At 34.7% G+C, this 10,694-nt stretch carries 12 protein-coding genes; 8 read left to right on the plus strand and 4 right to left on the minus strand.

The window, feature by feature from the left end:
• Positions 1-16 precede the first annotated feature (16 nt).
• The 6 genes from ACI5KZ_RS00600 (at position 17) to ACI5KZ_RS00625 (ending at position 6,404) form a co-directional block, all read left to right on the plus strand.
• Positions 17-769 (plus strand): enoyl-CoA hydratase/isomerase family protein, encoded by a 753-nt coding sequence (locus ACI5KZ_RS00600; protein ID WP_109307593.1) that lies wholly within the window; start codon positions 17-19, stop codon positions 767-769.
• The gene (locus ACI5KZ_RS00605) at positions 769-1,365 is read left to right on the plus strand and encodes a transferase hexapeptide repeat family protein (RefSeq protein WP_109307594.1); all 597 of its coding nucleotides are present in this window, start codon (positions 769-771) and stop codon (positions 1,363-1,365) included. Before ACI5KZ_RS00600 ends, ACI5KZ_RS00605 begins: the two co-directional genes overlap by 1 nt.
• 120 nt (positions 1,366-1,485) lie before the next feature.
• On the plus strand, positions 1,486-2,787 hold the full coding sequence (locus tag ACI5KZ_RS00610) for a dihydrolipoamide acetyltransferase family protein (protein WP_109307595.1): 1,302 nt from the start codon (positions 1,486-1,488) through the stop codon (positions 2,785-2,787).
• Between the two features lie 113 nt (positions 2,788-2,900).
• Positions 2,901-3,968, plus strand: coding sequence for a branched-chain amino acid aminotransferase (locus tag ACI5KZ_RS00615; RefSeq protein ID WP_109307596.1), 1,068 nt, complete (start codon positions 2,901-2,903; stop codon positions 3,966-3,968).
• Complete coding sequence (locus ACI5KZ_RS00620; protein WP_406846583.1) at positions 3,968-6,019, plus strand: thiamine pyrophosphate-dependent enzyme; 2,052 nt, start codon at positions 3,968-3,970, stop codon at positions 6,017-6,019. The genes ACI5KZ_RS00615 and ACI5KZ_RS00620 overlap by 1 nt, the downstream gene beginning before the upstream one ends.
• 124 nt (positions 6,020-6,143) lie before the next feature.
• Positions 6,144-6,404 (plus strand): hypothetical protein, encoded by a 261-nt coding sequence (locus ACI5KZ_RS00625; RefSeq protein WP_109307598.1) that lies wholly within the window; start codon positions 6,144-6,146, stop codon positions 6,402-6,404.
• A 91-nt stretch (positions 6,405-6,495) separates the two neighbouring features.
• Here ACI5KZ_RS00625 and ACI5KZ_RS00630 read toward each other — a convergent pair whose 3' ends face one another.
• Positions 6,496-6,687 (minus strand): cold-shock protein, encoded by a 192-nt coding sequence (locus ACI5KZ_RS00630; RefSeq protein ID WP_109307599.1) that lies wholly within the window; start codon positions 6,685-6,687, stop codon positions 6,496-6,498.
• 201 nt (positions 6,688-6,888) lie between these two features.
• On the opposite strand from ACI5KZ_RS00630, the gene ACI5KZ_RS00635 reads away from it, so the two are divergent.
• Positions 6,889-7,242, plus strand: coding sequence for a hypothetical protein (locus tag ACI5KZ_RS00635; RefSeq protein ID WP_109307600.1), 354 nt, complete (start codon positions 6,889-6,891; stop codon positions 7,240-7,242).
• A gap of 48 nt (positions 7,243-7,290) precedes the next feature.
• Here the strand turns inward: ACI5KZ_RS00635 and ACI5KZ_RS00640 are convergent, their stop codons facing one another.
• From ACI5KZ_RS00640 to ACI5KZ_RS00650, 3 genes are all read right to left on the minus strand, one after another.
• Positions 7,291-7,824, minus strand: a complete 534-nt coding sequence (locus ACI5KZ_RS00640) for a DUF4136 domain-containing protein (protein WP_406846810.1) — start codon at positions 7,822-7,824, stop codon at positions 7,291-7,293.
• Positions 7,825-7,903: 79 nt separating this feature from the next.
• Complete coding sequence (locus tag ACI5KZ_RS00645; RefSeq protein ID WP_406846584.1) at positions 7,904-9,898, minus strand: urocanate hydratase; 1,995 nt, start codon at positions 9,896-9,898, stop codon at positions 7,904-7,906.
• A 4-nt stretch (positions 9,899-9,902) separates the two neighbouring features.
• Positions 9,903-10,058: a DUF5522 domain-containing protein gene (locus tag ACI5KZ_RS00650; protein WP_165815763.1), complete on the minus strand. Its 156-nt coding sequence runs from the start codon at positions 10,056-10,058 to the stop codon at positions 9,903-9,905.
• Positions 10,059-10,370: 312 nt separating this feature from the next.
• On the opposite strand from ACI5KZ_RS00650, the gene ACI5KZ_RS00655 reads away from it, so the two are divergent.
• The gene (locus ACI5KZ_RS00655) at positions 10,371-10,694 is read left to right on the plus strand and encodes a hypothetical protein (protein WP_109307602.1); all 324 of its coding nucleotides are present in this window, start codon (positions 10,371-10,373) and stop codon (positions 10,692-10,694) included.

Genomic DNA, 10,694 nt, shown 5'->3' on the forward strand with positions numbered 1-10,694 from the left:
AGAAATTAAATAGAATATGAGTGACCCATATGTTAAGTTGAAAATAAATAATGAAGTGGGATATATTGAGTTTTTTCATCCTGCTCATAATTCCTTGCCTGGAGATTTATTAGCAAAATTAGCGCAAACTATTACAGATGCTGGAAAAAACAATGCTATTAAAGTCATTGTTCTTAAAAGTGGTAAAGACAGAACGTTTTGTGCTGGAGCCAGTTTTAAAGAATTGATTAATATTAATGATGAAGCTACTGGAAAAGTGTTCTTTTCTGGTTTTGCAAATGTTATTAATGCCATGCGTAAATGTCCGAAATTCATTATTGGACGCATTCAAGGAAAGACCGTTGGAGGAGGTGTTGGTTTAGCTGCTTCAACCGATTATTGTATGGCAACAAAATTTGCTGCCATCAAGTTAAGCGAATTAAATGTTGGAATTGGACCTTTTGTAGTTGGCCCTGCCATAGAACGTAAAATTGGATTGACAGGTATGTCACAAATAGCTATCGATGCGAATACGTTTTATTCAGCAGAATGGGCAAAACAAAAAGGGTTGTTTACACAAGTTTACGACACAACTGAAGCATTAGATGAAGCAGTAAAAGAGTTTGCTGAAAACTTATGCTCATATAATGTTGAAGCCATGAAAGAAATGAAAGCCATTTTTTGGCAAGGAACAGAAGACTGGGGCTCATTACTAGCCGAACGTGCAGCTATAAGTGGTCGCTTGGTGTTAAGTGAGTTTACAAAGGAAAAATTAAAGGGTTTTAAATAATGATTTACCGTTTTAAAAGCTACACACCAGTGGTTCACGAGTCTAGTTTTGTGCACCCCTTGGCAGCAGTAACAGGAAATGTCATCATAGGCAAAAACTGTTACATTGGCCCAGGTGCTGCTATTCGTGGCGATTGGGGACAAATCATTTTAGAAGATGGCGTTAATGTCCAAGAAAATTGTACGGTACATATGTTTCCAGGAAAATCCATCACGCTTAAAGAAAGCGCTCATGTTGGCCATGGAGCGATTATTCATGGTGCAAATCTGGGTAGAAATTGCCTGATTGGAATGAATACAGTTATCATGGACGATGCTGAAATTGGTGATGAAAGTATTGTAGGAGCCATGGCATTTGTGAAAGCAGAAACTAAAATTCCTAAAAGAAGTTTAGTCGTTGGGAATCCGGCAAAGATTATTAAAGAAGTAAGTGATGACATGATTGCATGGAAAACAAAAGGCACACAATTGTACCAACAATTACCAGCTGATTGTCATGAGAGTTTAAAAGAAGTTGAACCTTTAAGAGAGGTTCCAGAGAATATGAAAATACAAGAAGATGTTTATAAAACACTTCGTGATTTTATGAAAAAATAATTTTAACGTCACTTCGAGTGATCTCGATTTTTTTCGAGATTGTATCGAGAAGTAAAAAAGTTCTCGATACAAAATTGCAAAATGCAATTTCACTCGAACCGACGAAATTGAAATATAAAAATGTCGAAATTCGAATTAAGAATGCCCAAAATGGGTGAAAGTATTACAGAGGGAACAATTATCAATTGGTTGATTTCTGAAGGAGATTCTTTTGAAGAAGGAGATATCATCCTAGAAGTCGCAACCGATAAAGTAGATAATGAAGTTCCTGCACCAGCTTCAGGAACATTGGTAAAAACCATGTTCCAGGCTAAAGATGTTGTACCTGTAGGTGAAGTAATTGCAGTACTTGAGATTTCAGAAGAATTAAAATCTTCAAAAAAAGACACTGTCATTCAGAGCGAAAGCGAAGAATCTCAACGAAAGAAGAAGGTATCAAAAAGATTGAAACCAGCCTCAGAATCTTTAACCTCGAATTCATTTTCGGTTTCAAATTCCAACACTTTCTTTTCACCATTAATCATCAAAATAGCAAAAGAGTACCATATTAGTTTTGAAGAATTAGCCCGAATTCCTGCAACAGGTAATGAAGGCCGATTACGTAAAAGTGATGTGTTTAATTATATTGAAGAAGGCAGACCGTTTAAATTCGCACAACCAGTAACACAAGATCCAACAGCTTATAGAATTCCACAATTAAGTTTCGATAAAGGCAAGGGGAAGGTGATTGAGATGGACAGAATGCGTCAAATGATTGCTGATCATATGGTGTATTCAAAACACACATCACCTCATGTGACTGCCTATGTGGAAGCTGATCTTACAAATATGGTAAACTGGCGAAATGCCAATAAAAAAGCCTTTCAGGAAAAACATGGAGAGCGTTTAACATTCACACCTTTATTTGTAGAAGCGGTTGCAAAAGCCGTTAAGGATTTTCCTAATATCAATGCCTCTGTTGATGGTAATAACATTATTGTAAAAGAAGATATAAATATAGGTATGGCAACAGCTTTACCTAGTGGTAACTTAATCGTTCCTGTTGTGAGAAATGCAGATGCCAAAGATTTGAAATCTTTAGCAGCAAATGTTAATGAATTAGCTAATAAAGCCAGAGAGAATAAACTGGGAGGTGACGATATAAAAGGAAGCACCTTCACAATATCAAATGTAGGAACCTTTGGAAGCGTTATGGGAACACCCATCATCAATCAACCAGAAGTAGCCATTTTAGCTTTGGGAATTATTAAAAAAAGACCTGAAGTAATTACAACTGAAAAAGGAGATGAAATTGCTATTAGAAGTATGATGTATTTATCCTTGTCCTTTGACCACCGAGTGGTTGATGGCTTTTTAGGAGGAAGTTTTGTGAGACGTGTAGCTGATTATTTCGAGCAGTTTGATATCAATAGAAAAATATAACGTCACTTAGGGTGATTTATGAAGCACGAACAAATTGTATCGAGAAGTATCTAAGGTTCTCGATACGAAATTGTAAAAAGCAAATTCACACGAACTGACGTAAAGATAAAATTATGAAGCAAAACATTTTAATTACCAAAGTAGAAAAATCAAAAGTTGAAAACATCGATTTCAACAACATTCCATTAGGAACCACATTTACAGACCACATGTTTATTTGCGATTATGAACATGGTCAATGGACAAATCCAAGAATAGAACCATTAGCATTCATTCCTACACATCCAGCAGCTATGGCTTTACATTATGGACAAGCCATTTTTGAAGGGATGAAAGCGACTGTAGATGCCAATGGGAACCCGATGTTATTTAGAGCAAATAAAAATGCAGCACGATTAAATTTCAGTGCAGATAGAATGGGAATGCCTCATTTTCCTGAAGATTTATTTGTAGTAGGTTTGAAGCAGTTAGTAGATTTAGAACGAAGTTGGATTCCTCCAACAGATGGAAGCGCATTGTATTTAAGACCTTTTATGTATGCAGATGAACCTTTTATTGGGATGCGAGCAGCAACCCATTATAAGTTTATTATTATGGCATCGCCAGCTGGTCCTTTTTTTAGTAAACGTATCAAGCTTTGGGCAGAAAAGCAATATATACGAGCAGCTAATGGAGGTACAGGAGAAGCAAAAGCAGCTGGAAATTATGCAGCAGCAATTCGTCCTACTGAATTAGCAAAAGCTAAAGGTTATGATCAGGTTTTATGGTTAGATGCTGTAGAACATAAGTATATCCAAGAAGTTGGAACTATGAATATTTTCTTTAAAATAGATGGTAAATTTATCACACCAAAACGCGATGGTTCTATTTTAGATGGTATCACACGAATGAGTGTTATTGATATTTTAAAAGATAAAGGATATGAAGTTATTGAACGTGCCATCACAATCGATGAGGTTATTGAAGCTTCAAAAAACAACACTTTAGAAGAAGCCTTTGGAACTGGAACGGCTGTTGGGATTGCTTATATTCAAAATATTGGATTAGAAGGAGAAACCATTCATGTATCTGATGAAAGTCCTGTTGGATTAGAAGTGAATAATACTTTAAATGATATTAAAACAGGTAGAGTTGAGGACACATTCAATTGGATGACTAAGGTTAAAAAAGAGTTAGTTTAATGAAAAAAGATATATTAGAAAAAGGATTTTTAAAACTCTGTACAGCGAAAGCAATGGCAGAATTATACGAAGCTAATTTTAAGCAGGTTTCAAAATATGTGCATGCCACTTCAAGAGGTCATGAGGCTATTCAGATTGCATTAGGGATGCAATTATTACCTCAGGATTATGCGTTTCCATATTATCGAGACGATGCTATGTTACTTTCATTTGGTTTAGAGCCTTATGATTTAATGTTGCAATTATTAGCCAAAAAAAATGATCCGTTTTCTGGTGGTAGAACTTATTATTGTCATCCAAGTTTGAAGGATGCCGATAAGCCAAAAATTCCACATCAATCATCTGCAACCGGTATGCAAGCCATTCCTGCTACAGGTGTTGCGATGGGCATGCAATACAAAGAACTACAAGGTTTAGATGATAAAACATTAAAGGATTTACCTTTAGTGGTTTGTTCCTTAGGGGATGCTTCTGTCACTGAAGGTGAGGTCTCCGAAGCTTTCCAAATGGCAGCTTTAAAGCAAATGCCAATTATATTCTTGGTACAGGATAATGGTTGGGATATTTCTGCTAATGCAGCTGAAACCAGAGCACAAGATGCTTTTGAGTATGCTAGAGGATTCAATGGTTTAGAAGCGATTTCTATAGATGGTGCCAACTTTACTGAAAGTTATGAAGCTGTTCAAAAAGTAATAGAAACCATAAGAAAAGAACGTCGTCCATTTTTAGTACACGCTAAAGTACCCTTATTAAATCACCACACTTCTGGAGTTAGAATGGAGTGGTATCGTGACGATTTAGAAGAAGCTAAATCAAGAGATCCTTACCCAGTTTTAAAGAAACAGTTATTAGATTATGGGTTTACTGAAAAAGAAGTTGAAAATATAGAAAAATCCGCAAGAGCTAAAGTGAAATCAGATTTTGAAAAGGCTCTAAAAGCTGAAGATCCAAAACCTGAAGATTTATTTACAAACGATTTTGTTCCAACACCTATCACAGAAGAGCTAGGAGTTCGTTCTCCGGAAGGAGCAGAAAAAGTAGTCATGGTAGATTGTGCCTTGTTTGCTGTTGAAGAGCTCATGAAAAAGCACAAAGAGTGTTTGCTTTACGGACAAGATGTAGGAGGAAGACTTGGAGGCGTGTTTAGAGAAGCGGCCACTTTAGCACAAAAGTTTGGAGACGACAGAGTGTTTAATACACCCATCCAGGAAGCATTTATTGTTGGCTCTACCGTTGGTATGAGTGCTGTTGGATTAAAACCCATTGTTGAGGTTCAGTTTGCAGATTATATATGGCCTGGATTAAATCAATTGTTTACTGAAGTTAGTAGAAGTTGTTATTTAAGTAATGGAAAGTGGCCAGTTAGTATGATACTTCGTGTTCCAATCGGAGCTTACGGAAGTGGAGGGCCTTATCATTCGTCGTCTGTAGAAAGTGTGATTACCAATATTCGAGGGATTAAAATAGCGTATCCAAGTAATGGAGCCGATTTAAAAGGCCTGATGAAAGCTGCTTATTATGATCCTAATCCAGTTGTCATTCTAGAACATAAAGGTCTTTATTGGTCTAAAGTTCCTGGAACGCAAGGAGCAACTTCGGTTGAACCAGGAGAAGATTATGTATTGCCTTTTGGTAAAGCATGGGTGTTACAAGAGATTTGGAAACAAGAAGATGTTGAGACCATTACTATAATTTCTTATGGAATGGGAGTGCATTGGGCTATGAATGCTTCAGAAGAACTCGGAATGAAAGATCAAATTGAAGTGATTGATTTACGAACCTTATGTCCTTTAGATGAAGAAACGATTATGAAATCGGTTAAGAAAACTGGAAAATGTTTAGTGGTAACAGAAGAGCCAAGCAACAATAGTTTTGCTAGAGCTTTGGCAGGAAAAATTCAAGAAGTATGCTTTAAATATTTGGATGCCCCAGTAACGACAATTGGTAGTGAAAATATGCCAGCAATTCCATTAAATGCCACTTTAGAACAAACGATGATACCTTCAACAGAAAAAGTAAAATCAAAGATTGAAATGGTTCTAAAGTATTAAAAGTGAAGGAATAGAGGGTTCTTTACTTTGATTTAGCATATCAGTTAGTATTATTTGATTTAGAGTTAATATGATTTATAGGTTTTTATAATTTTGAGTATTATTAATTTAAAAACATTAAATCATGAAAACTTTATTTTATAGAATAATCTTTCTATTACTTATAACTGTTGCATTTACATCTTGTAGAGATGAAAATAAAACTCAAAAGGAAGAATTAATAGAAGAAATGCAAGCTAACGATGCAGATATTGAAGTAAAAGATCGCGTCAATGATACCAAAATAAAAATGGAAACTGAAGATAAAAAGGTGAAAATTAAAGAAGGTGATGATGGCGATACAAAAATAAAAGTCAAAGAAGACGCCGATTCTGAAATGGAATAATTAAAAAACTATTTATTTTTAATAGTAATAAAAGCAAAGAGCCTATCATATTTATGATAGGCTCTTTTTAAAAGTTTAAAAGTAAATCTTCTTAGATTACTTTTACGTTTATTGCGTTTAGGCCTTTTTTACCTTCTGTTAAATCGAATTCAACTGTGTCACCTTCTCTAACCTCATCGATTAGACCTGAAATGTGCACGAAATGCTCTTTGTTGTTTCCTTCTTCTGTTATGAATCCAAAACCTTTAGAGTCATTAAAAAATTTTACTGTACCAGTACTCATAATAATAATTTATTTAATTAAGTTGCAAAGGTAACTTAATATTCTGATTTTTAAAGCTTTTTTACTTTTAGTTTATAAATAGAGTAAAAAAATATTATTGAAGGGCTAAAAATTTTAAGAGAGATATCATTAAATGAATAAGTGTATATTGATAATTTTTGTATATTTATTTTTTTAATAACTAACATAACGAACATTATCATGAAAAAATACATTTCATTTTTAAGCATTTTAGCTTTATTTTTTATTGGGACACAATTTTCTTCAGCACAATCTGCAGAAAAACAACAAAGTCCTGAAGCTATTGCAAAACAGCAAACTTACCAATTACACGAACTTGTTAGTTTAACAGGAGAGCAACAAAGTGCTATTTTTAAAGTATTAGTAGATGCTCAACAAAATAGACAAGAATTAAACAAAAGGCCAGACGCAGATAAACTTAGACAGGAAGGTAATAGAACTGTTAATGAAAGAGTAGAAGAGAGTTTTAAAAAGATTTTAACTCCAGAACAATTTAGAACATATCAATCTTCTTTAGTGAAAGATAAAAAGTAATTATACTTTATATTAAAAAAAAGCGACTCTATGAGTCGCTTTTTTTATTTATTTATCCTCAGAACCTGGAGGATATTTCGCCATAATTGCAGCAACAAATTCCTTTATACGCTCTTCTTTTTTATTGATGTTCTTACTTAAATAACCTGTACCAACACCTTGCCACACCAATTCTTTTTTATTAGCATCAATTAAGTCTACATATAAGATGCCTTCCGTTGAAGTGGTTACAGTGTTGTAATTTCCCCAATAATAAGGACTCCAACCCCAACCATAACCATAAGGATAAAAGCCAGAATTTTGAACATTCACTTTTTCTCTTGATTTGGTAAAGATGCTCACCAACAAATCTGGAGTTTCAGATTTAGTAAAGCCTTTTGCGAGCATTTCAGATTCGATAGCTCTTAAAATTCGACGTTTATCAAGATCGTTTATTTCGGCTTTGTCTATGCCATTTTTATAAAAAGCAAAGGTTTTGAATTCAGAAAAATTTGCTTGTCTGTCATAATCTGAAGCCACATTTACTGAAACACAGGAAAATAAGCTTACAGTAAATATTGTTAGAATAGCATATTTAGACATGTTTTTAAAATTCGCAATAAATAGATTATATACTTGATTGCGAGGTTTTTTTATTTTTTTCATAGTAACATTTTTTAAGTTAAAACGAGTTTAGTAAACTTTCATCAACTAAGTTAGGGAGTGTTACTTTTAAGTTTGGTTCTACTTCCATAGCTCTTTTAATGGCAAAAATAGCTTCATTATTTCTAGCCCAACTTCGTCTAGAGATGCCATTGTTTACATCCCAGAAGAGCATCGATTTTAAGCGTCTTTCCGCATCTTTACTACCATCAAGAACCATACCAAATCCACCATTTACAACTTCTCCCCAGCCAACGCCACCACCGTTATGGATGCTTACCCAAGTGGCTCCTCTAAAGCTATCTCCAATGACATTTTGAATAGCCATATCTGCAGTAAAACGTGAACCATCATAAATATTACTTGTTTCTCTATAGGGTGAATCTGTACCAGAAACATCATGATGATCACGGCCTAACACAACGTAACCAATGTCTCCTTTTGCAATAGCATTATTAAATGCTTCGGCAATTTTCATTCGACCCTCAGCATCAGCATATAGAATCCTAGCTTGAGAGCCTACCACTAATTTGTTTTCTTGAGCACCTTTTATCCACTGGATATTATCAGACATTTGCTGTTGGATTTCTTGTGGCGAATGTTTTTTAATATTTTCTAAAACGGCGCAGGCAATCGCATCTGTTTTGGCTAGGTCTTCTGGTTTTCCAGAGGTACAGACCCAACGGAAAGGACCAAAGCCATAATCGAAACACATTGGTCCCATAATGTCCTGTACATAACTTGGGTATTTAAATTCTCTGCCTATACTTGGGTTTTCAGACATGACATCTGCCCCAGCTCTTGAAGCTTCTAATAAAAACGCATTGCCATAATCGAAAAAATAGGTACCTCTTGCCGTATGTTTATTAATAGCTTTTGCATGACGACGTAGAGTTTCCTGCACTTTCTCTTTAAAAAGTGTTGGATTATTGGCCATCATGTCGTTGGCTTCTTCAAAAGAAATACCAACAGGATAATAACCACCAGCCCAAGGGTTGTGAAGAGATGTTTGGTCGCTTCCTAAATCGATAAAGAGATTTTCTTGATCGAATTTTTCCCAGACGTCAACTATATTTCCTAAATAAGCGATAGAAACTGTTTCTTTTTCAATTTTGGCTTTATTAACTCTAGCGACTAATGCATCTAAATCAGATATTTTTTCGTCAATCCAACCTTGATCTAATCTTACTTGAGTAATCTTCGGATTTACTTCGGCACAAACCGTAATACAACCAGCAATATTTCCGGCTTTTGGTTGTGCACCACTCATACCACCTAAGCCTGATGTTACAAATAGATTGCCTTTAGGTGTTTTTTTTATTTTTCTGAAACCATTTAAAACCGTGATGGTGGTGCCATGAACAATACCTTGAGGTCCAATATACATATAGCTTCCTGCTGTCATTTGCCCATACTGTGTGACTCCTAATGCATTGAATTTTTCCCAATCGTCTGGTTTGGTGTAGTTAGGAATCATCATACCGTTTGTAACTACAACACGAGGTGCATCTTTGTGAGAAGGAAATAAGCCCATTGGATGTCCAGAGTAGATGGCTAATGTCTGTTCATCGTTCATTTCGGCAAGATACTTCATGGTTAATCTATATTGCGCCCAATTTGAAAACACAGCACCATTGCCACCATAAGTAATCAATTCGTGAGGATGTTGCGCTACTGCATGATCTAAGTTATTTTGAATCATGAGCATGATGGCAGCAGCTTGTTTAGATTTTGCAGGATATGCTTCTATAGGTCTTGCATATATTTTATAATCTGGACGAAAGCGATACATATAGATTCTTCCATAAGTTTCTAATTCACTTTTAAATTCTGGGAGTAACGTTTTATGATGCTTTGCATCGAAATAGCGAAGAGCATTTTGGATAGCTAATTTCTTTTCTTCAACGGTTAAAATATCCTTTCGTTTAGGTGCATGATTGATTGATGCGTCGTATGTTTTTACTTGTGGTAAGTTAGATGGAATGCCTTCTAATATTTGCTCTTGAAATGTCATAAACTCAGTATTGTTTTTTATTGTCGAACCCATAAGGACAGTGTCTGCATCCACTTTCGCAGCAATAGCCTCTTTTAATAAGATATTGTTCAGTGAAACAGCGATAACCTTCTGGTGTAAGATAGAAATCGCCTTCTTCTATGGGAACTAGTTTTTTCATAAAACAAAGATATGAAAATAGATTTTTGGATGGCCAGTCTATTTAATTGGTTTCTGTTTATTACCGTAACAGTGCCTCTTTTAATATGTAGGAAAATACTCTTGCATCCATAGGGTATCTATAAGATATCAATAGCCAGCCGATACGGTATTCTGTTTGTGTAACACACACTAAAATAACTATACATTTTTTAATAAAGAAAGACTTCAACTTGCTAAATTTTTAAAACTTAATGCTTGTAGATTTCATTATTAATTTTAATTTCAAATTTTGAAATAAATTAATTGGATTGATTATTGAGAGCTTGTAATTATGATTGTCATTTCAAAATATTTGGTTCCAAAGGGGTATTTGGGAATTACTATTTTTCCCTTTGTGATTTTAAAGACTGCGACTTTAAAATGTGATGCTGTTTTAATGAACCATGAACGCATACATCTAAGACAGCAATTAGAATTATTAATTCTACCCTTTTTTTTAATTTATGGTATTGAGTTTGTTATTCGATTATTTCAATTTAAATCTTGGCAGGCTGCCTATAAACAGATTTCTTTTGAACGAGAAGCTTATACCAATGAAAAAGACCTTAACTATTTAAAGTCAAGGTCTTTTTGGAATTTTATAAGCTATTTTTAA

Source organism: Xanthomarina sp. GH4-25 (assembly GCF_045363175.1).
GTDB lineage: Bacteria > Bacteroidota > Bacteroidia > Flavobacteriales > Flavobacteriaceae > Xanthomarina.

Coding starts and splice junctions, on each gene's coding strand:
- ACI5KZ_RS00650 (WP_165815763.1), bottom strand. CDS start 10,058: ATGAAAAAACTAGTTCCCATAGAAGAAGGCGATTTCTATCTTACACCA.
- ACI5KZ_RS00620 (WP_406846583.1), top strand. CDS start 3,968: ATGAAAAAAGATATATTAGAAAAAGGATTTTTAAAACTCTGTACAGCG.
- ACI5KZ_RS00635 (WP_109307600.1), top strand. CDS start 6,889: ATGAAAAAATACATTTCATTTTTAAGCATTTTAGCTTTATTTTTTATT.
- ACI5KZ_RS00625 (WP_109307598.1), top strand. CDS start 6,144: ATGAAAACTTTATTTTATAGAATAATCTTTCTATTACTTATAACTGTT.
- ACI5KZ_RS00600 (WP_109307593.1), top strand. CDS start 17: ATGAGTGACCCATATGTTAAGTTGAAAATAAATAATGAAGTGGGATAT.
- ACI5KZ_RS00630 (WP_109307599.1), bottom strand. CDS start 6,687: ATGAGTACTGGTACAGTAAAATTTTTTAATGACTCTAAAGGTTTTGGA.
- ACI5KZ_RS00610 (WP_109307595.1), top strand. CDS start 1,486: ATGTCGAAATTCGAATTAAGAATGCCCAAAATGGGTGAAAGTATTACA.
- ACI5KZ_RS00645 (WP_406846584.1), bottom strand. CDS start 9,898: ATGACATTTCAAGAGCAAATATTAGAAGGCATTCCATCTAACTTACCA.
- ACI5KZ_RS00615 (WP_109307596.1), top strand. CDS start 2,901: ATGAAGCAAAACATTTTAATTACCAAAGTAGAAAAATCAAAAGTTGAA.
- ACI5KZ_RS00640 (WP_406846810.1), bottom strand. CDS start 7,824: ATGTCTAAATATGCTATTCTAACAATATTTACTGTAAGCTTATTTTCC.
- ACI5KZ_RS00605 (WP_109307594.1), top strand. CDS start 769: ATGATTTACCGTTTTAAAAGCTACACACCAGTGGTTCACGAGTCTAGT.
- ACI5KZ_RS00655 (WP_109307602.1), top strand. CDS start 10,371: ATGATTGTCATTTCAAAATATTTGGTTCCAAAGGGGTATTTGGGAATT.